The sequence below is a fragment of the Rhodoferax sp. BAB1 genome (assembly GCF_013334205.1).
Classification (GTDB): domain Bacteria; phylum Pseudomonadota; class Gammaproteobacteria; order Burkholderiales; family Burkholderiaceae_C; genus Hylemonella.
The window spans coordinates 3,699,082-3,723,822 of record NZ_CP054424.1 but is presented as its reverse complement, the minus strand read 5'-3'; the positions used below and the strand labels follow the sequence as shown (position 1 = coordinate 3,723,822).

General features: G+C 65.5%; 21 protein-coding genes, 4 tRNA genes and 1 pseudogene. 6 read left to right on the top strand and 20 right to left on the bottom strand.

What is annotated here, in order from left to right; translation table 11 throughout:
* Positions 1–4: 4 nt before the first annotated feature.
* The 17 genes and pseudogenes from rpoB to trpE form a co-directional block, all read right to left on the bottom strand.
* Positions 5–4,117 carry a DNA-directed RNA polymerase subunit beta gene (gene rpoB, locus HTY51_RS18020; protein WP_174254020.1) on the bottom strand — a complete coding sequence of 1,371 codons (4,113 nt, stop codon included), beginning with the start codon at positions 4,115–4,117 and terminating at the stop codon, positions 5–7.
* A gap of 299 nt (positions 4,118–4,416) precedes the next feature.
* On the bottom strand, positions 4,417–4,791 hold the full coding sequence (gene rplL, locus HTY51_RS18015; protein WP_174254019.1) for a 50S ribosomal protein L7/L12: 375 nt from the start codon (positions 4,789–4,791) through the stop codon (positions 4,417–4,419).
* Positions 4,792–4,831: 40 nt separating this feature from the next.
* Positions 4,832–5,332 (bottom strand): 50S ribosomal protein L10, encoded by a 501-nt coding sequence (rplJ, locus tag HTY51_RS18010; RefSeq protein ID WP_174254018.1) that lies wholly within the window; start codon positions 5,330–5,332, stop codon positions 4,832–4,834.
* 234 nt (positions 5,333–5,566) lie between these two features.
* On the bottom strand, positions 5,567–6,256 hold the full coding sequence (rplA, locus tag HTY51_RS18005; protein ID WP_174254017.1) for a 50S ribosomal protein L1: 690 nt from the start codon (positions 6,254–6,256) through the stop codon (positions 5,567–5,569).
* Positions 6,257–6,688: a 50S ribosomal protein L11 gene (gene rplK, locus HTY51_RS18000; protein ID WP_174254016.1), complete on the bottom strand. Its 432-nt coding sequence runs from the start codon at positions 6,686–6,688 to the stop codon at positions 6,257–6,259. It abuts the gene before it with no gap.
* A 124-nt stretch (positions 6,689–6,812) separates the two neighbouring features.
* A complete protein-coding gene (gene nusG / locus HTY51_RS17995) occupies positions 6,813–7,400 on the bottom strand; it encodes a transcription termination/antitermination protein NusG (RefSeq protein ID WP_174254015.1) in 588 nt (195 codons plus the stop codon).
* Entirely contained in the window at positions 7,400–7,783 is a 384-nt protein-coding gene (gene secE, locus HTY51_RS17990) for a preprotein translocase subunit SecE (protein ID WP_174254014.1), read from the bottom strand. Before secE ends, nusG begins: the two co-directional genes overlap by 1 nt.
* Before the next feature lie 113 nt (positions 7,784–7,896).
* A tRNA-Trp gene (locus HTY51_RS17985) sits at positions 7,897–7,972 on the bottom strand.
* A gap of 8 nt (positions 7,973–7,980) precedes the next feature.
* Positions 7,981–9,171, bottom strand: coding sequence for an elongation factor Tu (tuf, locus tag HTY51_RS17980; RefSeq protein WP_174253578.1), 1,191 nt, complete (start codon positions 9,169–9,171; stop codon positions 7,981–7,983).
* An 81-nt stretch (positions 9,172–9,252) separates the two neighbouring features.
* Positions 9,253–9,327 (bottom strand) — tRNA-Thr (locus HTY51_RS17975).
* Positions 9,328–9,358: 31 nt separating this feature from the next.
* Positions 9,359–9,432, bottom strand: a tRNA-Gly gene (locus tag HTY51_RS17970).
* Positions 9,433–9,510: 78 nt separating this feature from the next.
* Positions 9,511–9,596 (bottom strand) — tRNA-Tyr (locus HTY51_RS17965).
* Positions 9,597–9,658: 62 nt separating this feature from the next.
* A pseudogene (locus tag HTY51_RS17960) lies at positions 9,659–10,377 on the bottom strand (uracil-DNA glycosylase).
* Between the two features lie 37 nt (positions 10,378–10,414).
* Complete coding sequence (gene trpC, locus HTY51_RS17955; RefSeq protein WP_174254013.1) at positions 10,415–11,215, bottom strand: indole-3-glycerol phosphate synthase TrpC; 801 nt, start codon at positions 11,213–11,215, stop codon at positions 10,415–10,417.
* A gap of 126 nt (positions 11,216–11,341) precedes the next feature.
* Entirely contained in the window at positions 11,342–12,391 is a 1,050-nt protein-coding gene (gene trpD, locus HTY51_RS17950) for an anthranilate phosphoribosyltransferase (protein ID WP_174254012.1), read from the bottom strand.
* 13 nt (positions 12,392–12,404) lie between these two features.
* Entirely contained in the window at positions 12,405–12,995 is a 591-nt protein-coding gene (locus HTY51_RS17945; protein ID WP_174254011.1) for an aminodeoxychorismate/anthranilate synthase component II, read from the bottom strand.
* A 5-nt stretch (positions 12,996–13,000) separates the two neighbouring features.
* Entirely contained in the window at positions 13,001–14,500 is a 1,500-nt protein-coding gene (trpE, locus tag HTY51_RS17940; RefSeq protein ID WP_174254010.1) for an anthranilate synthase component I, read from the bottom strand.
* A gap of 335 nt (positions 14,501–14,835) precedes the next feature.
* On the opposite strand from trpE, the gene HTY51_RS17935 reads away from it, so the two are divergent.
* Positions 14,836–15,417 (top strand): chalcone isomerase family protein, encoded by a 582-nt coding sequence (locus tag HTY51_RS17935; RefSeq protein WP_174254009.1) that lies wholly within the window; start codon positions 14,836–14,838, stop codon positions 15,415–15,417.
* Here HTY51_RS17935 and HTY51_RS17930 read toward each other — a convergent pair.
* Positions 15,407–18,646: an EAL domain-containing protein gene (locus tag HTY51_RS17930; RefSeq protein ID WP_174254008.1), complete on the bottom strand. Its 3,240-nt coding sequence runs from the start codon at positions 18,644–18,646 to the stop codon at positions 15,407–15,409. The two genes, HTY51_RS17935 and HTY51_RS17930, sit on opposite strands and share 11 nt — an antisense overlap.
* A 79-nt stretch (positions 18,647–18,725) precedes the next feature.
* Complete coding sequence (gene rpe, locus HTY51_RS17925) at positions 18,726–19,406, bottom strand: ribulose-phosphate 3-epimerase (protein ID WP_174254007.1); 681 nt, start codon at positions 19,404–19,406, stop codon at positions 18,726–18,728.
* Positions 19,407–19,502: 96 nt separating this feature from the next.
* On the opposite strand from rpe, the gene apaG reads away from it, so the two are divergent.
* From apaG to thiL, 3 genes are read left to right on the top strand one after another with little or no spacing between them, the layout of a single operon-like run.
* Positions 19,503–19,895 (top strand): Co2+/Mg2+ efflux protein ApaG, encoded by a 393-nt coding sequence (gene apaG / locus HTY51_RS17920; protein WP_174254006.1) that lies wholly within the window; start codon positions 19,503–19,505, stop codon positions 19,893–19,895.
* 9 nt (positions 19,896–19,904) lie between these two features.
* Positions 19,905–21,899 carry a site-specific recombinase gene (locus HTY51_RS17915; protein ID WP_174254005.1) on the top strand — a complete coding sequence of 665 codons (1,995 nt, stop codon included), beginning with the start codon at positions 19,905–19,907 and terminating at the stop codon, positions 21,897–21,899.
* Positions 21,892–22,857, top strand: a complete 966-nt coding sequence (gene thiL / locus HTY51_RS17910; RefSeq protein WP_174254004.1) for a thiamine-phosphate kinase — start codon at positions 21,892–21,894, stop codon at positions 22,855–22,857. The genes HTY51_RS17915 and thiL overlap by 8 nt, the downstream gene beginning before the upstream one ends.
* On the opposite strand, the gene HTY51_RS17905 is transcribed toward thiL, so the two are convergent.
* A complete protein-coding gene (locus HTY51_RS17905; RefSeq protein WP_174254003.1) occupies positions 22,845–23,087 on the bottom strand; it encodes a hypothetical protein in 243 nt (80 codons plus the stop codon). The genes thiL and HTY51_RS17905 overlap by 13 nt on opposite strands.
* Positions 23,088–23,216: 129 nt before the next feature.
* On the opposite strand from HTY51_RS17905, the gene HTY51_RS17900 reads away from it, so the two are divergent.
* Complete coding sequence (locus HTY51_RS17900; RefSeq protein ID WP_254606928.1) at positions 23,217–24,134, top strand: LysR family transcriptional regulator; 918 nt, start codon at positions 23,217–23,219, stop codon at positions 24,132–24,134.
* 7 nt (positions 24,135–24,141) lie between these two features.
* Entirely contained in the window at positions 24,142–24,690 is a 549-nt protein-coding gene (locus HTY51_RS17895; RefSeq protein WP_174254002.1) for a phosphatidylglycerophosphatase A, read from the top strand.
* Positions 24,691–24,741: the final 51 nt, after the last annotated feature.

Here is a 24,741-nt window from a genome sequence, read left to right as displayed (position 1 = left end):
CGAATTAGGAGCGCTCGAGCTCGATGTCCAGGCCCAGGGAACGGATTTCCTTGACCAGCACGTTGAACGACTCGGGCATGCCGGCTTCGATGGCATGCTCGCCCTTGACGATGTTCTCGTAGACCTTGGTACGGCCCTGCACGTCGTCGGATTTGACGGTGAGCATTTCCTGCAGCGTGTAGGCGGCGCCGTACGCTTCCAGCGCCCAGACCTCCATCTCGCCGAAACGCTGGCCGCCGAACTGCGCCTTGCCGCCCAGCGGCTGCTGGGTGACCAGGGAGTACGGGCCGGTCGAACGGGCATGCATCTTGTCGTCCACCAGGTGGTGCAGCTTCAGGAAGTGCATGTAACCCACCGTGGTCGTGCGCTCGAAGGCGTCGCCGGTGCGGCCGTCATACAGCTGCGCCTGCGTGCGCGTCGCGGTCAGGCCCTTGGCCTTGGCCACGTGCTCCGGGTAGGCCAGCTTGAGCATCTCGCGGATCTCGTCTTCCGAGGCGCCGTCGAACACCGGGGTGGCGAAGGTCACGCCATTCGACAGGTTGGTTGCCATCTCGACAACTTGCGCATCGGTCAACTTGCTGAGGTCTTCCTTGCGGCCCGAGCTGTTGTAGAGCTTGTCCATGTAGGCGCGCAGCTCGGCCGCCTTGGCTTCCGCCTGCAGCATGTCGCCGATGCGGTGGCCGATACCCTTGGCAGCCCAGCCCAGGTGCACTTCCAGCACCTGGCCCACGTTCATGCGCGAGGGCACGCCCAGGGGGTTGAGCACGATGTCGCACGGCGTGCCGTCGGCCATATGGGGCATGTCTTCGATCGGAACGATCTTGGACACCACACCCTTGTTGCCGTGGCGGCCGGCCATCTTGTCGCCGGGTTGCAGGCGGCGCTTGACGGCCAGGTAGACCTTGACCATCTTCAGCACGCCCGCCGGCAGTTCGTCGCCCTGCGTGAGCTTCTTGCGCTTCTCTTCGAAGGCCAGGTCAAAGCTGTGGCGCTGCTGCTCGATCGAGTTCTTGATCGATTCGAGCTGCGAAGCCACTTCGTCGTCCGCCGGGCGGATGTCGAACCAGTGGAACTTCTCGACGCTGGCCAGATAGGCCTTGTCGATCTTCGTGCCCTTGGCCAGCTTCTGCGGGCCGCCGTTGGCGACCTTGCCGTTGAGCAGCTTCTCGATACGGTCGAAGGCGTCGGCTTCCACGATGCGCAGCTGGTCGTTCAGGTCCAGGCGGTAACGCTTGAGCTCGTCGTCGATGATCTGCTGGGCGCGTTTGTCGCGCGTGATGCCTTCACGGGTGAAGACCTGCACGTCGATGACGGTGCCCTGCGAGCCCTGGTCCACACGCAGCGAAGTGTCCTTCACGTCGCTGGCCTTCTCGCCGAAGATGGCGCGCAGCAGCTTCTCTTCCGGCGTCAGCGTGGTCTCGCCCTTGGGCGTGACCTTACCTACCAGCGTGTCGCCGGGCATGACTTCGGCACCCACGTAGATGATGCCGGACTCGTCCAGGCGGTTCAGCTGCTGTTCAGACAGGTTGGGGATGTCGCGGGTGATTTCCTCGGCACCGAGCTTGGTGTCACGCGCCATGACCACCAGTTCCTCGATGTGGATCGAGGTGTAGCGGTCTTCGGCGACGACGCGCTCCGAGATCAGGATCGAGTCCTCGAAGTTGTAGCCGTTCCAGGGCATGAAGGCGATCAGCATGTTCTGGCCGATGGCGATCTCGCCCAGGTCGGTCGACGCGCCGTCGGCGATCACGTCACCCTTGGCCAGCTTGTCGCCCTTCTTGACGATGGGACGCTGGTGGATGTTGGTGTTCTGGTTGGAACGCTGGTACTTGATAAGGTTGTAGATGTCCACGCCCACTTCACCGGCCAGGGCCTCGGCGTCGTTGACGCGCACCACGATACGGGTGGCATCGACGTAGTCGACCACACCGCCGCGGTTGGCCGTCACCACGGTGCCGGAGTCCACGGCAGCCACACGCTCGATGCCGGTGCCGACCAGCGGCTTTTCCGGACGCAGTACGGGCACGGCCTGGCGCGACATGTTGGCGCCCATCAGCGCGCGGTTGGCGTCGTCATGCTCCAGGAAGGGCACCAGCGAAGCGGCCACGGAGACGATCTGTGCCGGGGACACGTCCATGTACTGGATGCGCTCGGCGCCGCACAGGATGGACTCGCCGGTTTCACGGGCCGAGACCAGCTCGTCGGTCAGGCGGCCGTCCTTATCCAGCGTGGCGTTGGCCTGGGCGATGACGTACTTGCCTTCCTCGATGGCGGACAGGTAGTCGATCTGCATCGTCACCTTGCCGTCCACCACACGACGGTACGGGGTCTCGATGAAACCGTATTCGTTCAGGCGGGCGTACAGGGCCAGCGAGTTGATCAGGCCGATGTTCGGGCCTTCCGGCGTCTCGATCGGGCAGACACGGCCGTAATGCGTGACGTGCACGTCGCGCACTTCGAAGCCGGCACGCTCGCGCGTCAGACCGCCCGGGCCAAGAGCCGAGACACGGCGCTTGTGGGTGATCTCGGCCAGCGGGTTGGTCTGGTCCATGAACTGCGAGAGCTGCGAGGCACCGAAGAACTCCTTGAGGGCCGCGGAGATCGGCTTGGAGTTGATCAGGTCGTGCGGCATCAGGGGTTCCTGCTCCGCCTGGCCCAGACGCTCCTTCACAGCCTTCTCGATACGGGCCAGACCGGCGCGGTACTGGTTCTCGGCGAGTTCGCCGACGCAACGCACGCGGCGGTTGCCCAGGTGGTCGATGTCGTCCACTTCACCACGGCCGTTGCGCAGGTCCACCAGGATCTTGACCACGGCGAGGATGTCCTCATTGGTCAGCACCATGGGGCCATTCGGGTCGTTGCGACCCATCTTGGCGTTGAACTTCATGCGGCCCACGCGCGACAGGTCGTAGGTGTCCGGGTTGTAGAACAGACGCTGGAACAGGGCCTGCACCGCGTCTTCAGTCGGCGGCTCGCCGGGGCGCATCATGCGGTAGATGGCCACGCGGGCGGCGAACTCGTCGGTGGTCTCATCCACGCGCAGGGTCTGCGAGATGTAGGCGCCCTGGTCGAGTTCGTTGGTGTAGATGCACTGCAGGTCCTGCACGCCGGCGCTGCGCAGCTTCTTGAGCAGCGCGTCGGTCAGCTCGTCATTGGCCTTGGCGATGATTTCGCCGGTGTCCGGATCGACGATGTTGCGGGCCACCACACGGCCGACCAGAAAGTCTTCCGGCACGCTGATGTGGGTGGTGGCGGACTGCTCCAGATCGCGGGTGTGACGCGCGGTGATGCGCTTGTCCTTGGCGACGATGACCTTGCCGCTCTTGTCGGTGATGTCGAAGCGGGCGACTTCACCACGCAGACGCTCGGCCACGAATTCCATCTGCGCGCCGCTGTCCATCAGGCGGAAGTTGTCGTTGACGAAGAAGTTCGCCAGGATGGACTCGGGGTTCAGGCCGATGGCCTTGAGCAGGATGGTGACCGGCATCTTGCGACGGCGGTCGACGCGGAAGTACAGGATGTCCTTCGGGTCGAACTCGAAGTCCAGCCAGGAACCGCGGTAGGGGATGATGCGAGCGGAGAACAGCAGCTTGCCCGAGCTGTGGGTCTTGCCCTTGTCGTGTTCGAAGAACACACCCGGCGAACGGTGCAGCTGCGACACGATGACGCGCTCGGTACCGTTGATGATGAAGGAACCCTTGGTCGTCATGAGCGGCACTTCGCCCATATAGACTTCCTGCTCCTTCACTTCCTTGACCACCTTGTTCTGCGGCGTCGAGGACTCACGATCGTAGATGATGAGCTGAACGCGTGCGCGCACGGCGGACGCGAAGGTCAGGCCGCGCGTCTGGCATTCGCGCACATCGAAGGCGGGCTTGGCCAGGTTGTATTCCAGGAACTTCATCTCCACAAAACCGTTGTGCGAGACGATGGGGAAGGCGGCTTCAAAAGCGGCCTGCAGGCCCTCGGGAGTACGTTTGGTGGGCGCAAGGTCCGCCTGCAGGAAGGCCGTGTAGGCATCCTTCTGCATCTGCAGCAGGTAGGGGATTTCGAGCACGCTGTCGCGGCTGCCGAAACTCTTGCGAATCCGCTTGCGTTCGGTATAGGTATAGGCCATTAGATCTGCTCCACGGGCTTGAGAGGTCTTTGGCGACTGGCGCGCCGGGCATCACACCCAGCAGGCTTGGTGGTTGGCCGCTACCAACCAATGGCGGACGGCCGCGCATTGCACGCGGCCCGAACCAAGGCGTCTTCTGCAGTCGGGTCAGAAGTCACTCAAAAAACGTCTCGTTTTGGCTTTTCCGTTGACCTGAAGGTCCCCGGGAAAGCCGGCAACGAGCCGGCTTTTGGGTGCGCTCTGTAAGCGCCAAAGGCTGGAGGCCTTTTCAGACACTCCAGCCTTCGAGCGGGGCTGAATTACTTCAGTTCGGCCTTGGCGCCGGCTTCCACCAGCTTCTTGACGGCAGCTTCGGCGTCGGCCTTGGGCATGGCTTCCTTGACAGCCTTGGGAGCGCCGTCCACCAGGTCCTTGGCTTCCTTGAGGCCCAGACCGGTGATTTCGCGCACGGCCTTGATGACCGACACCTTGTTGGCACCAGCTTCCAGCAGCATCACGTTGAACTCGGTCTTCTCTTCCACGGCAGCAGCGGCACCACCGCCAGCAGCAGCGGGGGCGGCCATGGCGGCAGCGCTCACGCCAAATTTCTCTTCGATGGCTTTCACCAGGTCGTTGAGGTCCATGACCGTCATGCTGTCCAGCGCGGTCAGAAATGCGTCTTTATCGAATGCCATTTTTAATTTCCTAACAATTGGTTAACAGGATTGCCGCGCTTCAAGCAGCAGCAACTTCGCCTTTTTTCGCCGCCAGGGCACCCAGCACCACGGCGGTGCGGGACATCGGCGACATCAGCAAGCCACACAGCTGAGCCAGCAGCACTTCCTTGGAGGGGATGCTTGCCAGCTGCTTCACGCCCTTGACGTCCAGGGCCTTGCCGCCGTATGCGCCGCCGCGAATCACCAGCTTGTCGTTGGTTTTCGCGAAATCGGCCACCACGCGAGCGGCGGCCACGGCATCGACGGAGAAGCCATAGATCAGCGGACCGGTCATCTGGTCGGCTGCCACTTCAAACGCGCTACCTGCCACAGCACGGCGGGCCAGCGTGTTTTTCAACACGCTCAGGCTCACACCCTGGCTGCGGGCATTGGAACGCAGTTTGGTCATGTCAGCGACCGTGATGCCGCGGTACTCCGCCATCACGAGCGTTTGAGCTTTAGCGGCGAGGCTGGTCACATCACTGATGACCGCTTCTTTCTCACTGCGATTCAGACTCAAGGTCTAACTCCTTCAAAATGTGCCCCTCGGCTAAACGCCTCAGAACACGCCTCATTGCAGCGACCAACTGTTCAGGAACTCAATCCATCTGCAGCGGGATCGCCATCTACGCTGGCTTTCACTGATTAAGCACAGTCAGACTGCACACCAGCGGTCTTGGATGGCCCGACCCGTCTTGCAACCGGCCGACCCACCACATCAGGCGATTCTTTCGAACCGCCCAAATTCTTGCGATTACGCCGAGATGGTCTGGGTGTCGACACGGACACCCACGCCCATCGTGGACGAAACAGCAACCTTGCGCAAAAACACACCCTTGCTCGACGCCGGCTTGGCCTTGTTCAGGGCCTCGATCAGCGCGGCCAGGTTGCCCTGGAGCTTGGCAGCATCAAACGAGCGGCGGCCGATCGTGCTGTGCACGATACCGGCCTTGTCCACGCGGAACTGCACCTGACCAGCCTTGGCGTTCTTCACGGCCGTGGCGACGTCGGGGGTGACGGTACCCACCTTGGGGTTGGGCATCAGGCCACGCGGACCCAGGATCTGACCCAGGGTACCGACGACGCGCATGGCATCGGGAGCGGCGATCACCACGTCGAAGGGCATGTCGCCAGCCTTCACGCGGGCAGCCAGATCGTCCATGCCGACCACGTCGGCACCGGCGGCCTTGGCTTCTTCAGCCTTGGCGCCCTGGGCAAACACGGCCACGCGCTTGGTCTTGCCGGTGCCGTTGGGCAGCACGACGGCGCCACGCACCACCTGGTCCGACTTCTTGGCATCGATGCCGAGCTGCACGGCCACGTCGATGGACTCATCGAACTTGGCGGTGGCGCACTCTTGCACGATCTTCAGCGCATCGGCCAGCGGGTACAGCTTGTTGCTGTCGACCTTGCCTTGCAGGGCCTTCTGTTTCTTGGTGGTCATTTACACGCCCTCCACATTCACGCCCATGGAACGGGCAGAACCAGCGATGGTGCGAACCGCGGCGTCCAGATCGGCAGCCGTCATGTCCTTCATCTTGGTCTTGGCGATTTCCTCGAGCTGGGCCCGGGTGATCTTGCCGACCTTGTCCTTCAGCGGGTTGGCCGAGCCCTTGTCGAGCTTGATGGCCTTCTTGATCATCACGGTCGCCGGCGGCGTCTTGATGATGAAGGTGAAGCTCTTGTCCGCGAAAGCGGTGATCACCACCGGCAGCGGCAGACCGGGCTCGACGCCCTGGGTCTGGGCGTTGAACGCCTTGCAGAACTCCATGATGTTCAGACCGCGCTGGCCCAGAGCGGGACCAATCGGCGGCGAGGGATTGGCCTTACCAGCCGGCACTTGCAGCTTGATAAAACCGACGATTTTTTTCGCCATGCTTTTCTCCTTACGGGTGATAGCGCCTGGGCAATCTGCCTCGGCTCCCCGGGGTTAACGACTCACTTCAAACATCCGCGCCGAGTCGTAAAGCGCGAAATCCAAAACTGTCTGGCGCAGGGCCTCAGGTCTTCTCGACCTGCGAGAACTCGAGTTCCACCGGTGTCGAACGGCCGAAGATCGTGACCGCCACGCGCACCTTGTTCTTTTCGTAGTTGACTTCCTCGACCGTGCCGTTGAAGTCGGTGAAGGGTCCTTCCTTGACGCGCACGTACTCGCCCACCTCGAACTCAACCTTGTGACGCGGCTTGTCGGAGCCTTCCTGCATCTGGTTGACGATCTTCATGACCTCCTCTTCGGAAATCGGGGCCGGTCGGTTCTTGGCGCCGCCCACGAAACCCGTCACCTTGTTGGTGTGTTTCACCAGGTGCCAGGTGTCGTCATCCATGACCATTTCCACCAGCACATAGCCGGGGAAGAACTTGCGCTCGGTGGTGCGCTTCTGGCCGTTCTTGACCTCGACCACCTCTTCCATCGGCACCATGATGCGGCCGAACTTGTCCTGCATGCCCGAACGGGTGATGCGCTCGATGATGTTGCGCTCGACCGCCTTCTCCATGCCGGAGTAGGCGTGCACAACGTACCAGCGCAGGTCCGGATTGGCCGGCTTGGCCACCGGCTCGGTCGAAGAAGTATCCAGCACGTCAGTCATCACTTCCTCCAGCCCAGAATCAGGTCAAAGATCACCCACTCGAGCGACTTGTCGGTCAGCCACAGGAACAAGGCCATCACCACCACAAAAGCGAAGACATAGGCCGTCATCTGGATGGCTTCCTTGCGCGCCGGCCAGACCACCTTGCTGACCTCACGCCAGGCATCGCGGCCAAAGGCCCACAGGTCGCGCCCGCTCTGGGCAGAGAAAAACACGACGACAGCCGCCACCAGGCCAGCCAGTAGCGCGCCCCATTGCACCAGGGCACCCTGCTTGCCCAGCCAGTAGAAAGCCACCAAGCCAGCCAGCAACAGCAGCACTGCCGCAACCAGCTTGAGCTTGTCCGCTCCGCTACCGACCGTTTCCACTTGTGACGTTGCCATTTTCAAAATTCCACTTAGCGCCTGTATCAAAACCGTCGCGCCTCTTTAGACGCTGAAGCCCGCCATGGCGATGGCGGGCTTTTTGGTGCACCAACCCGGATCAGCGGGTCAGGTGGCAGGGGCAGTAGGAATCGAACCTACAACCTTCGGTTTTGGAGACCGACGCTCTGCCAATTGAGCTATACCCCTACGAACAATTACGCCAGGATCTTGGCCACCACACCGGCGCCCACGGTCTTGCCGCCTTCGCGGATGGCGAAGCGCAGGCCTTCTTCCATGGCGATGGGGGCGATCAGCTTGACGGTGATCGACACGTTGTCACCCGGCATGACCATTTCCTTGCCCTCGGGCAGCTCGATGGCACCGGTCACGTCCGTGGTACGGAAGTAGAACTGCGGGCGGTAGTTGTTGAAGAAGGGGGTGTGGCGGCCGCCTTCGTCCTTGCTCAGCACGTACACCTCACCGGTGAAGTGGGTGTGGGGCTTGATGGAGCCGGGCTTGCACAGCACCTGGCCGCGCTCGACTTCTTCACGCTTGGTGCCGCGCAGCAGGATACCGACGTTGTCGCCAGCCTGGCCCTGGTCCAGCAGCTTGCGGAACATTTCCACGCCGGTGCAGGTGGTCTTCTGGGTGACCTTGATGCCGACGATCTCGATTTCTTCGCCGACCTTGACGATACCGCGCTCGATACGGCCGGTCACCACGGTGCCACGACCGGAGATGGAGAACACGTCTTCCACGGGCATCAGGAAGGCGCCGTCCACGGCACGCTCAGGGGTGGGGATGTAGGAATCCAGGGCGTCGGCCAGCTTCATGATGGCGCCTTCGCCCAGCTCGCCCTTGTCGCCTTCCAGGGCCAGCTTGGCCGAGCCCTTGACGATGGGGGTGTCGTCGCCGGGGAAGTCGTACTTGGAGAGGAGTTCACGCACTTCCATCTCGACCAGCTCCAGCAGCTCGGCGTCGTCGACCATGTCGCACTTGTTCAGGAAGACGATGATGTAGGGCACGCCGACCTGACGGGCCAGCAGGATGTGCTCGCGGGTCTGGGGCATGGGGCCGTCAGCGGCAGAAACCACCAGGATGGCGCCGTCCATCTGGGCGGCACCGGTGATCATGTTCTTGACGTAGTCGGCGTGGCCGGGGCAGTCCACGTGGGCGTAGTGACGGTTCTTGGTCTCGTACTCGACGTGGGCGGTATTGATCGTAATGCCGCGAGCCTTCTCTTCAGGAGCCGCATCGATCTGGTCGTAGGCCTTGGCCTGGCCACCGAACTTGGAGGCCAGCACGGTGGTGATGGCCGCCGTCAGCGTGGTCTTGCCGTGGTCCACGTGACCGATGGTGCCCACGTTGACGTGCGGCTTGGTCCGCTCAAATTTCTCTTTTGCCATTTTTCAAATCTCCAGAAAGGATGCGAAAAGCAATACGAATCAAACACCAAGACACGTCGGCACAAGCCGCGCACCTGAAACTGGTGCCCTTTGCGGGAATCGGACCCGCGACCTCTCCCTTACCAAGGGAGTGCTCTACCACTGAGCCAAAAGGGCAAATTCTTTCACCATCACAACAAGTCAATTGTGGAGCGGGGTAGGAGAATCGAACTCCTCGCTTTAGCTTGGAAGGCTAAGGTATTACCACTATACGAACCCCGCGCAAACCTGCCTTGCAAGCGTTCACAGCAGACAGTTCACCCGCCCCAACGGGGCGCGCCCTGACAATCAACTCATCACTGGTGGAGAGGGCTGGATTCGAACCAGCGTACTCGTAAGAGGGCAGATTTACAGTCTGCTGCCATTAACCACTCGGCCACCTCTCCTAGGTGAACCACGGATTATGCCATGAAATTTTGACGCCAGCGAGGCCGCCAAAGCACCGGATTCACCACCGGACCTCGCCCAGCCCCCGGTCCCGCAAAAACGCGCAGGCCTGGCCGAAATGGCCGCAGCCCAGAAAGGGGTGCGGACCGCGCCGGGCCGACAGGGGCGAAGGATGGTTGGCGCTCAGCACCAGATGGCGCCCCAGCCCAGCCCCCAGGCCGGCCGCCGCTGCGGCGCGCTGGGCATGCCCCCCCAGAGCAGGAAAACCACGGGCTGCGCTCGCTCCACTACCGCATGGATTATCCGCTCAGTAAGCACTCCCCAACCTTGCCCGGCATGGCTGGCCGGCTGGCCATCTTCCACGGTCAGACAAGTGTTGAGCAGCAGCACACCCTGTTGCGCCCAGCGCAGCAGGGAACCATCGGTGGGCTGCGTCCAGGGCGCCAGGGCCGGGTCACGCGCCAGTTCCTGGTAGATGTTGCGCAGGGAAGGGGGCAGGCGCACCCCCGGCGCCACGGAAAAAGCCAGACCCTCAGCCTGGCCCGGCCCGTGATAGGGATCCTGCCCCAGGATCACGACACGCACCTCGGACAAAGACGTCAGCTCCAGGGCGCGCAGCGGCCGGGGCGGATAGACGACAGCCCCGGCCGACAGGCGGCCTTCGACAAAGGAGGCCAGGTGGCGACCTGTTTCGCTGACCAGGAATTGAGCCAGCAGCGGCTGCCAGTCGGGCGCCACCGGCCACTGGGTCGGCTGCCAGGCCGTCAGGCGCTCCGACACGGCGGGCTCGGCCCGGAACAGATCCGGCTGGGCCACGTCAGGCAAACAACTCAGCCAGGGCCAGGCCCGGATCGGGTGCGCGCATGAAAGCCTCGCCCACCAGGAAGGCGTCGATGCCCGCCGATCGCATGCGCTGCACGTCGGCGCGGTCCAGGATGCCGGACTCGGTGACCAGCAGGCGATCCGCCGGCACGCGATCGCGCAGGGCCAGCGTGGTGTCCAGCGTGACCTCGAAGGTGCGCAGATTCCGGTTGTTGATGCCGACCAGCGGCGTCTTCAGTTTCAACGCACGGTCCAGTTCGGCACCATCGTGCACCTCGACCAGGACGGCCATGTCCAGTCCGCGCGCGATGGCCTCCAGGTCGGCCATCTGCGCATCGTCCAGGCAGGCGGCGATCAGCAGGATGCAGTCCGCCCCCATGGCACGCGATTCGTAGATCTGGTACGGATCAACCATGAAGTCCTTGCGCAGCACAGGCAAGGGGCAGGAAGCGCGCGCCTGCTTCAGATAGTCGGGCTGACCCTGGAAGAACTGGCGATCGGTCAACACCGACAGGCAGGCCGCGCTGGTCTGGCCGTCGCCTTCGGCGTAGCTCTGGGCAATGTCGGCGGGGATGAAGTCCTCGCGTAGCACGCCCTTGCTCGGGCTGGCCTTCTTGATCTCGGCGATCACCGCAGCCTGTCCGGCGGCGATCTTGGCGCGCAGCGCGGCAACGAAATCGCGCGTGAGCACACGCGACTCCGCGTCGGCACGCATGGCGACCAGCGATGTCTTCTTGAGGGCGGCAGCGACTTCTTCTCGCTTGACGGCCACGATCTTGTTCAGGATGTCACTCATGGTCAGGCGGCGATGAGCCGTTTTTCAGAATCTTGACGAAGATGCGATGGAGGGCCAGGCCGACCACCACGAAAAGGGCTGAGACGCCCAAGGCGATCCAGGTGCCCGGGTCTTGCCACACGGGGATCAGCCCGCCTGGCCCAGGCGATGCGCCACGGTCACCAGCTGCTCGAGCTTGGCCTTGGCCGCCCCCGAGGCAATGACCTCACGCGCACGCGCCATGCCCGCCGCCATGCTGTCTGCCACATTGGCAGCATACAGCGCCGCCCCGGCGTTCAGAATGACGATGTCACGCGCAGCGCCGGGCTGGTTGTCCAGCACACCCATGAGCATGGCGCGCGAGGCCTCCGGTGTGTCCACCTTGAGGGCGCGCGTGCTGGCCATGGTCAGGCCGAAGTCTTCGGGGTGGATTTCATACTCCCGGATCTCGCCATTCTTCAGCTCACCCACCAGGGTCGCCGCGCCCAGGCTGATCTCATCCATCCCATCCTTGCCGTAGACCACCACGGCGTGCTCGGTACCCAGGCGCTGCAGGGCACGCACCTGGATGCCCACCAGGTCTGCGTGGAACACTCCCATGAGGATGTTGGGCGCGCCGGCCGGGTTGGTCAGCGGTCCCAGGATGTTGAACAGGGTCTTGATGCCCAGTTCACGCCGCACCGGCGCCACGTTTTTCATGGCCGGATGGTGGTTGGGCGCGAACATGAAACCCACGCCCGTTTCGGCGATGCACTGCGCGATGGCCTCGGGCTTGAGGTTGATGTTGATGCCCAGCGACTCCATCACGTCGGCGCTGCCGCTCTTGCTGCTGACGCTGCGCCCGCCGTGCTTGCTGACCTTGGCACCGGCCGCCGCGGCCACGAACATGGAACAGGTGGAAATGTTGAAGGTGTGCGCGCCGTCGCCGCCGGTGCCGACGATGTCGACCAAGTGCTTCCTGTCGGCCACATTCACCTTGGTCGAGAACTCGCGCATCACCTGCGCCGCTGCAGTGATCTCGCCGATGGTCTCCTTCTTCACGCGCAGGCCGGTGATGAGCGCAGCCATCAGCACGGGCGACATCTCGCCGCCCATGATGAGACGCATGATGTGCAGCATCTCGTCGTGGAAGATCTCGCGGTGCTCGATGACACGCTGCAGCGCTTCCTGCGGGGTGATCTGGTGGGGCTGGGTCATGTTCTTGTGGTCCTCAGGCTTGGAGCAGGAAATTCTTCAGCATGGCGTGGCCATGCTCGGTCAGAATGGATTCGGGGTGGAACTGCACGCCCTCGATGGCCAGCGTCTTGTGCTTCACACCCATGATCTCGCCATCCTCGGTCCAGGCCGTGACCTTGAGTTCGGGCGGGCAGGTTGCGCGCTCGATCGCCAGCGAATGGTAGCGGTTCACGGTGAACTGCTGCGGCAGGCCGGCAAACACCCCCTCCTGCGTGGTCGTGATGACACTGGTCTTGCCGTGCATGAGCTGTTGCGCGCGGATGATCCTGCCACCGAAAGCCGCGCCTATGCTCTGGTGCCCCAGGCACACGCCCAGGATGGGCAGCTTGCCGGCGAAGTGGCGGATCGCCGCCACCGAGATACCGGCTTCGGCGGGCGAGCAGGGGCCGGGCGAGATGACCAGCCGGTCCAGTTGCCCGGCCTTCAGCTTCGCCTCGATCTCCGCGACCGTGATTTCGTCATTGCGGTGCACTTCCACGTCGGCGCCGAGTTCGCCGAAGTACTGCACCAGGTTGTAGGTGAACGAGTCGTAGTTGTCCACCATGAGGAGCTTGATGTTCTTCATGGTGTTCACTCCAGACCCTGCTCGACCAGTTCCGAAGCGCGCACCAGGGCGCGCGCCTTGTGCTCGGTCTCGCGCCACTCCATCTCGGGGATCGAGTCGGCCACCACACCGGCCGCGGCCTGCACATAGAGCGTGTCGTTCTTGATGATGCCGGTGCGGATGGCGATGGCCACATCCATGTCGCCGGCATAACTCAGGTAACCGCAGGCACCGCCGTACAGGCCGCGTTTGCTGGGCTCCAACTGGTCGATCAGTTCCATCGCGTGCACCTTGGGCGCGCCGGTCAGCGTGCCCGCCGGGAAGGTGGCCTTGAGCACGTCCATGGAGCTCATGCCGTCCTTCAGCAGGCCCTCGACGTTGCTGACGATGTGCATCACGTGGCTGTAGCGCTCGACCACAAAGGCCTCGGTCACCTTGACGCTGCCGGTCTTCGCGATGCGGCCGATGTCGTTGCGCGCCAGGTCGATCAGCATCACGTGCTCGGCACGCTCCTTGGGGTCACCCACCAGCTCCACCTCGGCCGCCTTGTCCAGCTCCGGCGTGGCGCCGCGTGGGCGGGTGCCCGCCAGCGGACGGATGGTGACCTTCTGCCCCTCGGGGGTCTGCTCCTGCCGCACCAGGATCTCCGGCGAGGCGCCCACCACGTGGAAATCCCCGAAGTGGTAGTAGTACATGTAAGGGGAGGGGTTGAGCGAGCGCAGCGCGCGGTAGAGCGACAGCGGCGACTCGGTGTAACGCTTGTGCAGGCGCTGGCCCACCTGGACCTGCATGAAGTCGCCGGCGGCGATCAACTCCTTGGCGCGCTCCACGGCGGCGATGTAGTCGTCCTTGGCGAACTCGCGGCCGATCTCATGCGAGGGGCTGGGCTTGATGGGCGGCGCCTGCACCGAGGTGTTCAGACGCTCGCGCAGTTCGGCCAGCCGGGCCTGCGCCTGGTCATAGGCCTGCGGCTGCCCGGGGTCGGCGTAGACGATGAGGTAGAGCTTGCCCGAGAGGTTGTCGATGACGGCCAGTTCCTCGCACTGCAGCAGCAGGATGTCGGGGCAGCCCAGGGTGTCGGGCGGGCAGCTGTGCACCAGCTTTTTTTCGATGTGGCGTACCGTGTCGTAGCCGAAGTAGCCGGCCAGGCCGCCGCAGAAACGCGGCAGGCCGGGCTGCAGCGCCACCTTGAAGCGCTGGTGGTACTGGGCCACGAAGTCCAGCGGGTTCAGGCGCGAGGTCTCCACCACCACGTCGTCGGTCACGACTTCGGTCACTGCCGATTCGCCAAAACCGCGCGAGCGCACCAAGGTGCGCGCCGGCAGGCCGATGAAGCTGTAGCGGCCGAAGCGCTCGCCACCCACCACGGACTCCAGCAGAAAGGTGTTCTTGCCGCCGTTTTGCGCATGCGCCAGCTTGAGGTAGAGCGAGAGCGGCGTTTCCAGGTCGGCAAAGGCCTGGGCCAGCAGGGGGATGCGGTTGTAGCCCTGGCGGGCCAGTTCCTTGAATTCGGATTCGGTCATCACGGGAAAACTCCGGTTCGACGCCAGGACGGTTGGCCCTGGCGCCAGGCACTGTGTGCCCTGTTCATTCATTCAGTTCTGGAAACCCCGTGGACCGGGGTGGTGCATGACCGGGCGGGTCGTCAGCCGGCCTCAGTCGCGCGACCGGGCGCGCACGTCATGTCAGGTACGCCAGGGCCAGGCTCCCCGGTCGCTGCAACCTGTGCTGATGAGGCGGTGAATGAACATGGGCCCAGTTTAGCAAAGGCGCCCACCCCCAGAAAAACCCTGAATCGGGCCGGCGCCGGGGTCTGGGATAATTAGAACGAACGATCGTACTATTCCGGAGGTTTCCGATCATGTGGTTTCCTTTACGTCCCGCCGTGTTCGGCCTGCTGCTGGGTCTGGGCCAAGTGGCATCCGCGCTGGAAGTGGGCGGCGTCAATTTCGCGCCGCAAGTCGAAGTCAACGGCAGCAAGCTGGATCTCAACGGGGCCGGCGTGCGCTACAAGGCCGTCTTCAAGGTCTATGCCGCCGGCCTCTACACCAGCCGCAAGGCCGGCTCGCTGGAAGAAATCCTCAAGACGCCCGGGCCCAAGCGCATGAGCATCACCATGCTGCGCGAGATCGATGCCGCCGAACTGGGCAAGCTGTTCTCCCGCGGCATGGAGGACAACATGGACCGCGCGGCCTTCGTCCAGCTGATCCCCGGCATCATGCGCATGAGCCAGATCTTTTCCGATCACAAGAAGCTCATGGCCGGCGACAGCTTCACCCTGGACTGGGTACCCGGTCAGGGCTTGTCCATCGCGGTCAAGGGCAAGGTCCAGGGCGCCCCCTTCAAGGAGCCCGAGTTCTTCGCCGCCCTGATGGGCATCTGGCTGGGCAAGGCCCCGGCGGACTGGCAGCTCAAGAACGCCCTGCTGGACATCAAGTCCTGAGCGCAGCCGCCGGCATGGCCAGGGCCCATGACTCGAGGTCCCGGGCGCTCAGCGGCCGGCTGTACAGATACCCTTGGCCCTTGCCGCAACCGAGCTCGGCCATGAGCGCGGCCTGCTCGGCCGTCTCGATGCCTTCGGCCACGGTCTGCAGGCCCAGCGTGCGCGCCATGCTGATGGTGGCATCGATCATCACGCGGTGGTAATTGCTGGTGAGCGCCTGGCTCACGAAGGAACGGTCGATCTTGACCTGGTTGACCGGCAGCTCGTGCAGACAGGAGAGCGAGGAATAACCGGTACCGAAATCGTCCAGCGAAAGGGACACGCCGAGGGCCCGGATTTCGCGCAGGATGGCCTGCATGCCCTCGTCCTGGGCCGCCAGGCTTTCGGTCACCTCCAGCATGAGCGAGCCCGGTGCCAGCCCGGCGCTGTACAGCAACTCCGACAGCTTGGCGGTGAAACCTGCCTGGCGCAGCTGGGCCCGCGAGAGGTTGACCGACACCGTCTCGGGCGCACGCGCTCCCAGCAGGCCGCGCAGGCGCACCAGCTCATGGCAGGCCGTCTTCAGCACGAATTCACCCAGACGGCCGATCACGCCCGTGGCCTCGGCCACCGGGATGAAGGTCAGGGGTGACACCGGACCGCGCAGCGGATGCGACCAGCGCGCCAGTGCCTCCATCCCCACCAGACGGCCACTGCCCAGGTCCATCATGGGCTGGTACACCACATGGATCTCGCCCTTGTCGATGGCCTGGCGCAGGTCGTTCTCCAGCTCCACGTCGTCGTGCACACGCTTGCGCATGGAGGGCTCGAACATCTCATAACGCCCGCGTCCCTGGCGCTTGGCCTCGTACATGGCGATGTCGGCATCGCGCAGCACGCTGTCGGGATCCTCGGCCATGTGGGCCGTGGTCACGATACCGATGCTGGCCGTGGAGCTGACGCGGTGCGGACCGATCTGGTAGGGCTCGGCCAGCACTTCGAGCAGGCGGGCGGCCACCACCTGGGCGTCCAGATCGCCGCGGATGTTGTCCAGCAGCACCACGAACTCGTCGCCGCCGATGCGCGCGGCCATCTGGCTGAAATCGCTGGTCTGCACGAAGGCGTCGCCCGGGCGCAGGCTGTCCTCCAGGCGCTTGGCAATCTGGCGCAGCAACTCGTCCCCGACCGAATGGCCCAGGGTGTCGTTGACCTGCTTGAAGCGGTCGAAATCCATGAACAGCACGGCAAAGCAGTAGCCCGGCTGCTGCCGCGTGCGCTGGATCGAGGCCTCGATGCGGCCCAGCAATTCGACCCGGTTGGGCAGGCGCGTCAGGCTGTCGGTGCGGGCGGACTGCCGCAGCTGCTCCTCCAGCTCCTTCTGGGCGTTGATGTCGTAGCAGATGCCCGCCATGCGCAGGGCCCGGCCGCTGCCGTCGCGCGCCACCACGGTACCACTGAAAAGCGTCCACATCCAGCGCCCGCTGCCATGGTGCATGCGCACCTCCCAGTGCAGGGGCTGGTGCGAGTCCCGCAGATTGGTACGGATGGCCCAGCCCCAGCCCTCGCGGTCATCGGGGTGGATCAGCTGGAGAAAGCCGTCGGACGTCAGGTCCATCTGACCTGGCTGGTAGCCGAACAGGGACAGCAGGCGGTCGTTCACGTCCATGCGGCCGCTGGGTATGTCCCATTGCCAGACGCCCAGCGAGGCGCTTTCGATGGCCAGCGTGAGCAACTGCTGCTGTTCGCGCTGCTGCGTCACATCGACCAGGCAGGAGATCACGCCAGTCAGGTGCCCCGCCGCATCGTGCATGGGCTCGGTGTTGACCATGTGCCAGCGCAGCTCGCCCGCCGTGCGCATGTGGCCCACCAGTTCGCCGCGCAGCCCCCGGCCGCTGCTCAGGGTGCGCACGCTGGGGCGATCCGCCATCGCATAGGGCGTGAGGTCGGAGCGCACCACCATATTGTCCTCGGCCAGCCGGTCACGACCCAGCAGCTTCTGCTGCGGCAGCGCCAGCATCTCCTGCGCCTGCCGGTTGCACTCGATCACCACCCCCTGGGCCGACTGCAGCACCACACCGGCGGGCAGGGTGTCCAGCAGCGTCTGCATGCGCACGCGCTCGTTGACCGTGTCGGTGATGTCGCGGGCCACCAGCGTGAAGCCGGTGTGCAGGCCCTGCGCGTCATGGATGGGCTGGTAGTCGACATCGAGCCAGACCTCCTCGCCCTGGCGGCCACGGTGCATGACATCCACCCTGGCCGCCAGCCCCATGTCCAGCTCGGCCAGCAGGCGTGTCATTTCCTCGGCATCGTTGTAGTCATTGCTGGCCAGCAGGGCCGCATGCTGGCCCAGCACCTCGTCCAGCGTGCTGCCCTTGCCGCGCAGGAAGGCCTCGTTGCACCAGAGCACACGGCGTTCGCGGTCCACCACGGCCACCCAGTTCGAGGTGCGCTGCGCCACCAGGGCCAGGCGCTGGAGCTCCATCGACTGCTGCTGCAGATCCTCGCTCTGCCGCCGCACGAACAGCACCAGCGGCTCGGCCACCGCCAGGATCAGCAGCAACAGCACACCCAGCATGAAATTGCCCGAGAACTCGATGCGCTCCATGCTGGCGCCTGAACGCCGCTGGGCGGCCAGCTGCAGCTCGTCCACCAGGCTTTGTGTCGTCAGCCAGAAGGATTCCAGTTCCGTCTGCAGGAACTGGGCCGCGACCAGACGCCGCGCCGGATTGTCCTGGTCGATCAGCCACAGCAGGGACTGGGTCCGGTACCAGACCTTCTCCCGGCGGTCCTGCCACTCGAAGATGGCGCCGCGCAGCTGGGGGCGGTCGTCGAGCTGCCAGACCCCCTGGCGGGCCAGCAGCTCGTCGAGCAGTGTGGCCTGGGTCTGCGTCTGGTTCAGGGTTTCGGTCAGGGCGTTGACATGCTCCTCTTCGCTGCCCTCGTCGTGCTGCAATCGGGTCAGCAGCATGCTCATGCGCTGGATCAGCGTGCTCTGGGCGGCTGCCACGCGAATGATCTCCGCATCGGCTTGCCGGATTTCCTCGGCCTGCTGCTGCTGGCGCATCTGCCAGTAGGTCAGCGCGCCCACCACCACCAGCACCGTGTACAGGGCCAGCCGCACCCAGCGGTACACCTGGATGCCGCCTTCGGGCCGGCTGCGCCTGGGCAACCAGTCCAGCACGCGCCGCCAGGCGGACCCGCGCTTTTCCTGCGGGTCGGAAACGATGGACGTGGTCTCGCTGCTTTTCATGAACTGGCGCCGATGCTAGCCCTGAAGCGTACTCCCCGGCCTCATGACTGACACGTGGGGGCGCGCCCCCGCCTGTTGCTCAGGCCAGCGCCTGGCGCATGGCCTGGATCACGGCGCGGTAGTCCGGCTTGCCGAAGATGGCGCTGCCGGCTACGAAGGTATCGGCCCCGGCATCGGCCACGCGGCGGATGTTGTCGGCCTTGATGCCGCCGTCGACTTCCAGCCGGATGTCCTTGCCGCAAGCCTGGATGCGCTTGCGCGCGGCCTCGACCTTGCGCAGGGCGGAGTCGATGAAACTCTGGCCGCCGAAACCCGGGTTGACGCTCATGATGAGGATGAGGTCGATGTCCTCGATCACCCAGTCCAGCACGTCCAGCGGCTGCGCCGGGTTGAACACCAGGCCGGCCTGGCAGCCCTTGCCCTTGATGGCCTGTACGCTGCGGTGCACGTGGCCCGAAGCGTCGGGGTGGAAGCTGATCAGATCGGCACCGGCGGCGGCAAAGGCCTCGGCCAGCGCGTCCACCGGCTGCACCATCAGGTGCACGTCGATCGGCACGGCCTGGCCAGCGGGGGTCTTCGCGTGCGGCTTGAGGGCCTGGCACACCATGGGGCCGAAGGTCAGGTTGGGCACGTAATGGTTGTCCATCACGTCGAAGTGGATCCAGTCGGCGCCAGCGGCGATCACATTGCGAACCTCTTCGCCCAGGCGGGCGAAATCGGCCGAGAGGATGGAAGGGGCAATGCGGAAGGTTTGGGACATGGGCGGTATTTTCACAGGTACGATGCAGGGGATGGTGCTCGGAACTGGCGCGCACGGCGCCAGTTCCGAGCACCATTTCCTCGACTATATCCATATATGGCAAAGTACCAGATTCTTGTCGAAGTCCAGCCCCGCCATATGCCCGAGCAGTCGGCCCCGGCACAGGGCTTGTATGTCTTCGCCTACACCGTCACCCTCACCAACACCGGCGACATCCCCGCGCAACTGATCTCGCGCAGCTGGAACGTGAACGACGCGAATGGCCACACCGAGAAGGTGCGCGGCCTGGGTGTGATCGGCCAGCAGCCCCTGCTGCAGCCGGGTGCGACCTTCGAATACACCAGCGGCACCCGGCTGCGCACGGCCACCGGCACCATGCACGGCAGCTACTTCTTCGTGGCCGAGGACGGTGAACGCTTCGACGTGGACATCCCCATGTTCGTGCTGGACGCCCTGAGCGCCGGCGACGGCACGCGCACCCTCCACTAGGGCCTGTTCATGGCGTTACCGCGCGATCTCGACACCCTGCTGGACGCACTGGACCCCGAGGCCACGCTGGTCGAACGCCACCTCTGGCTGGTCCGCCTGCTGGACTGGATGCGCGGCGACCGCAGCTCGGTCAGTACCACCCTGGAACGCCTGCAGCTGCTGATCGAGCGGCTGGAGACCAGCGCCGAGCTGCGCAGCCGTGCCCAGGCCTGGTGGCTGGCCCTGCTGGACGGCGTGGACGGCACCACCCTGCTGGCCGACCACGGCTTGGCCCAGCGCCCGGTCTTCCTGAGCGAATTCATCAACCGCCTGCTGCAGCACGTGCTGCCGGCCACGCCGCAGACACGCGACGCCTCCGAGCTCCACACCCTGCTCTTCCCGCACGACTTCGACGCTGCCTGGCTGGGCCGCCTGGATGAAGAGACCGAACAACGCCTGGCCGCCGTCCTGGGCCTGTCCCTCACGGGCGCGCGGCCCTGGCGCGCTGCCCTGGAGGAATCCATCGCCTGCTGCGTGAGCCAGATCTGCGCCATCGGCTACGCCCCCGAGCTGCGCCTGCGCATGGACAACAGCGCGCAGCAGCTGCAGGCCTACCGCGAGCTGCTGGTCGACTTCGAAACCCTGCGCCGCGCCCTGCAGCAGCGCCCGCTCGACGCGGCCGCCCTGGAGCAGGCTGTGCAGGCCTTCAAGGACCGGCTCGACGCCTGCCGCCAGGCCGCCGCCAGCGTCTATGCCCACCTGGACGAGCACGGCATCTCGGTCGACGTGGTGTTCCGCCTGCGCCAGCTGCGCGAGCGCGTGCTGCGCTGCCGCCTGCTGCTCGACACCCTGCTGGCCCCCGGCGCCGTGGGCACCGGCAAGCTGCTGGCCCAGCTCACCCTGGCCGGCCACAACAACCGCAGCCTGCGTGCGCTGATCGCGAGCAACTCCTCCCTGCTGGCAGCCAAGGTGACTGAGCGCAGCGCCGAGACCGGCGAACACTACATCACGCGCAACCGGGCCGAGTACGCCGACATGCTGCGCAAGGCCGCGGGCGGCGGCGCCCTGATCTCGGTCACCACGCTCATGAAGTTCGCGTTGCTGGGCCTGGGCCTGTCGGCCTTCTGGGGCGGCTTCGCTGCCGGCGTGAATTACGCGCTGTGCTTCGTGCTCGTGCAGCTGCTGCACTGGACGGTGGCCACCAAGCAGCCCGCCATGACCGCGCCGGCCATGGCGGCCAAGCTCAAGGACCTGCAGGCACCCGGTGCGGTCGAGGACTTCGTCGACGAGGTCAGCCACCTCGTGCGCTCCCAGGTGGCCGCCGTGATCGGCAACCTGGCCCTGGTCGTGCCCGGTGTGCTGCTTCTGTGCGGCGCGTACTGGCTGACCATAGGCCATGCGCCGCTCAGCGTGGAAAAGGCCGGCCATGTGCTGCACTCGCTGACGCTGTTCGGCCCCACGCTCTTCTTCGCCGCCTTCACCGGTCTGCTGCTGTTCGCCTCCAGCATCGTCGCGGGCTGGACCGAAAACTGGTTCGTGCTGCAGCGTCTGGACTCGGCCCTGCGCTACCACCCGCGCGTCACCGCCGTGCTCGGTGTGGCGCGCGCCGACCGCTGGGCCAGCTGGCTGCGCCACAACATCTCGGGCCTGGCGGCCAACATCTCGCTGGGCTTCATGCTGGGCCTGGTGCCGGCCTTCGCGGCCTTCTTCGGCCTGGGGCTGGACGTGCGCCATGTCACGCTCTCCGCCGGCCAGCTGAGCGCGGCCGCCGTCACCCTGGGGCCGGACGTGCTGAAACTACCGCTGTTCTGGTGGTGCGTGCTCTCCATCCTGCTGGTGGGCGTGCTCAACGTCGCAGTGAGTTTCTTTTTCGCCTTCCGCCTGGCCCTGCGCGCGCACAACGTCACGGGCCTGGACCGCGCGCGCCTGTACCGGGCCATCCGGACCCGCGCGCGCCAGACGCCGCTGAGCTTCTTCTGGCCGCCGCGCGAAACGCCCGTCGTGGAGCCGCTACGCCATGGGTGAGTTCGAGCTGATCCGGCGCTACTTCCAGCGCCCCGGCGGCGCCAACCCCGCCGTGGCCCTGGGCATAGGCGATGACTGCGCCCTGCTGCAGGCCACGCCGGGCACACAGCTGGCCATCTCCAGCGACATGCTGGTCGAGGGCCGCCACTTCTTTCCCGATGTCGATCCCGAGGCCCTGGGCCACAAGGCCCTGGCGGTGAACCTCAGCGACCTGGCCGCCTGCGGCGCCCGCCCGCTGGCCTTCACGCTGGCCCTGTCGCTGCCGCGCGCCGACGAAGCCTGGCTGGAAGGTTTTGCGCGCGGCCTGTTTGCGCTGGCCGATGCGCACGGCTGCACCCTGATGGGCGGCGATACCACACGCGGCCCGCTCAACATCTGCATCACGGTTTTCGGTGAAGTGCCCAGCGGACAGGCCCTGCTGCGTTCGGGCGGACGGCCCGGCGACGAACTCTGGGTCAGCGGCACGCTGGGCGATGCACGCCTCGCGCTCGAAGCCTTGCAAGGAAAACGCAGCTTGCCCGCCGAAGTGCTGCAGGCGGCCCGCCAGCGCCTGGAACGCCCGACGCCGCGTGTGAGCCTGGGCCAGTCTCTGCGCGGCATCGCCACGGCCGCCATGGATTTGAGCGACGGCCTGGCCGGCGATCTGGGCCATCTGCTGCAGGCCTCGGGTTGCGGCGCACGGCTCGACGCCGCCGTGCTGGGCACACTGCTGGCCGCGCACGCCGCCTCACTGGACGAGGCGGCGCGTCTGGCCCTGGTGCTGGGCGGGGGGGATGATTACGAATTGCTGCTCAGCGCGCCTGTTGCGCAGCAGGCGGCGGTACAAGCGGCGGGCCGCGCAGCAGGCGTACCGCTCACGCGCATCGGCCGGCTCGAGGCCGAACCCGGTCTGCGGGTGGTGGACGCGCAGGGCCGTCAACTCGACGGCCGCTACACGTCCTACGATCACTTCGCCTGAACGGGGCCGCCGCGCAGCTGCGCGTGCCGACCCAGGCTGTGGGCGAGACGCCGGGCGCTGCGCTGCGCCGTGGCCAGACCGGCCGAACAGACACTGTCGGTGCCGCGCCAGAAATCGGCCCAGGCCTCGCGCCGCAGGGCCTGGGCCTGGCGCAGGGCCTGCTCGTGCAGGGCGTTCCAGTCGGCGGCGCTGTAAAGACGCTGCATGCTGTGCTGGGACTCGGTGCTCATGCTCTGCTCCTTGATGCCGGAATGAAAGTCGGCATGGCTTGCACTTTATTGGCTGAAGCAGGGGACGGAAACGGCAAAAAATCGAAGATGGTTTTGCAGTTAATGCAAAACCAGGCCATACTGTTTGTCATGCAATTGCAGTTGGACGATGTCGCCCTGTTCGCCCGCATCACCGAGCTGGGCACCCTCTCGGCCGTGGCGCGCGAGCGCAATGTGCCGGTCAGCCAGGTCACGCGTGCGCTGGCGCGGCTCGAAGCCGACTGCGGTGTGCGCCTGCTGCACCGCACGACCCACGGCCTAAGCCTGACCGACGAGGGCGACACCTTCCTCGCCCATGCGCGCCGCCTGCTCGACACCCGCGATGAACTGGCCAGCGAACTCAGTGGCAAGCTGGCCGGCCCTGGCGGCTGGGTGCGCATCAGCGCCAGCCCCCTGGTGGCCCAGGTCGTGATCGCGCCCGGCCTGAGCGGCCTGTACCGGCGTTACCCGCAGCTGCAGCTGGACATCAATGCCGACGACCGCCTGGCCGACATGGCACGCGACGGCATCGACATCGCCATCCGCTCGGGCTCCCCCAGCAGCGAAACCCTGGTGGCACGCGAGATCGGCCACTCCGGGCGCTCGCTCTACGCAGCGCCCGCCTACCTGGCCGCCCACGGCACACCGCAACACCCGGACGAGCTGGCGCAGCACCGCCTGATCGGCAACAGTGCCAGCCCCCTGCTCAACCGCTGGCCCCTGGCCCAGGGTGGCAAGGGCCAGGAGCTGCTGGTGCAGGGCCACACGCGCACCGACAACTCCTCGGTCATCGTGGCCCTGGCCCTGCAGGGCGCGGGCATCGCCCGCCTCATGGACCTGCTGGCGCGGCCCATGGTGGAGCGCGGCGAACTCGTGCCCGTGCTGCAGGGCCACTTCAGCGCCATGCCCGTACCCATCTACGCCGTGATGCTGCAGGAGCGGCACCGCCTGCCCAAGATCCGCGCCTGCATCGACTACTGGGCCGAGTGGCTGCGTGACCTGGCCGCCGCACCCGGCGCTCCACCATAATCGCCGCATGAACGCCCCCAGCCCCCTGCGTCCGCCCATGACCCGGCCCACCGGCCGTTTCCTGCTGGCGCATCCGGCCCACGCCATCGCCCTGGGTTTCGGTTCGGGGCTCAGCCCCAAGGCCGCCGGCACCGTGGGCACCCTCTGGGCCTGGGTCGCCTTTCTCGCGCTGCAGCCCTGGATGAACGAGGCGCGCTGGGGCCTGCTGCTGCTGCTCGCGCTGCCGCTGGGCTGGTGGGCCTGCAGCGTCACCGCGCGCCACCTGCACGCGGGCGACCCGGGCTGCATCGTCTGGGACGAGATCCTCGCCTTCTGGCTGGTGCTGTGGCTCATCATGCCCGCCGGCTGGCCCGAGCAGCTGCTGGCCTTTGTGCTGTTCCGCTATTTCGATGCCGCCAAGCCCGGCCCGGTGGGCTGGGCCGACCGCCTGTACCACGACATGGACCCCAGCCACGCGCGCCACGGCTGGGCCAAGGCCGGCTGGGGCATCATGCTGGACGACCTGGTCGCCGCCTTCTGCACCCTGCTGCTGATCGCGCTGTGGAGAACGCTGTGAGCGCGGACACCCTCCCCCTGATCGAACGCCTCGCCGCGCAGCTGCAGCAGC

Bases quoted from the DNA above. Each gene is read 5' to 3' on its own strand.
- rpe (WP_174254007.1), bottom strand. From the start codon at position 19,406: ATGTCCCAAACCTTCCGCATTGCCCCTTCCATCCTCTCGGCCGATTTC.
- apaG (WP_174254006.1), top strand. From the start codon at position 19,503: ATGGCAAAGTACCAGATTCTTGTCGAAGTCCAGCCCCGCCATATGCCC.
- HTY51_RS17895 (WP_174254002.1), top strand. From the start codon at position 24,142: ATGAACGCCCCCAGCCCCCTGCGTCCGCCCATGACCCGGCCCACCGGC.
- rpoB (WP_174254020.1), bottom strand. From the start codon at position 4,117: ATGGCCTATACCTATACCGAACGCAAGCGGATTCGCAAGAGTTTCGGC.
- secE (WP_174254014.1), bottom strand. From the start codon at position 7,783: ATGGCAACGTCACAAGTGGAAACGGTCGGTAGCGGAGCGGACAAGCTC.
- tuf (WP_174253578.1), bottom strand. From the start codon at position 9,171: ATGGCAAAAGAGAAATTTGAGCGGACCAAGCCGCACGTCAACGTGGGC.
- rplK (WP_174254016.1), bottom strand. From the start codon at position 6,688: ATGGCGAAAAAAATCGTCGGTTTTATCAAGCTGCAAGTGCCGGCTGGT.
- rplA (WP_174254017.1), bottom strand. From the start codon at position 6,256: ATGACCACCAAGAAACAGAAGGCCCTGCAAGGCAAGGTCGACAGCAAC.
- HTY51_RS17905 (WP_174254003.1), bottom strand. From the start codon at position 23,087: ATGAGCACCGAGTCCCAGCACAGCATGCAGCGTCTTTACAGCGCCGCC.
- HTY51_RS17915 (WP_174254005.1), top strand. From the start codon at position 19,905: ATGGCGTTACCGCGCGATCTCGACACCCTGCTGGACGCACTGGACCCC.
- rplL (WP_174254019.1), bottom strand. From the start codon at position 4,791: ATGGCATTCGATAAAGACGCATTTCTGACCGCGCTGGACAGCATGACG.
- trpC (WP_174254013.1), bottom strand. From the start codon at position 11,215: ATGAGTGACATCCTGAACAAGATCGTGGCCGTCAAGCGAGAAGAAGTC.
- nusG (WP_174254015.1), bottom strand. From the start codon at position 7,400: ATGACTGACGTGCTGGATACTTCTTCGACCGAGCCGGTGGCCAAGCCG.
- HTY51_RS17900 (WP_254606928.1), top strand. From the start codon at position 23,217: ATGCAATTGCAGTTGGACGATGTCGCCCTGTTCGCCCGCATCACCGAG.
- HTY51_RS17935 (WP_174254009.1), top strand. From the start codon at position 14,836: ATGTGGTTTCCTTTACGTCCCGCCGTGTTCGGCCTGCTGCTGGGTCTG.
- thiL (WP_174254004.1), top strand. From the start codon at position 21,892: ATGGGTGAGTTCGAGCTGATCCGGCGCTACTTCCAGCGCCCCGGCGGC.
- trpD (WP_174254012.1), bottom strand. From the start codon at position 12,391: ATGACCCAGCCCCACCAGATCACCCCGCAGGAAGCGCTGCAGCGTGTC.
- HTY51_RS17945 (WP_174254011.1), bottom strand. From the start codon at position 12,995: ATGAAGAACATCAAGCTCCTCATGGTGGACAACTACGACTCGTTCACC.
- HTY51_RS17930 (WP_174254008.1), bottom strand. From the start codon at position 18,646: ATGAAAAGCAGCGAGACCACGTCCATCGTTTCCGACCCGCAGGAAAAG.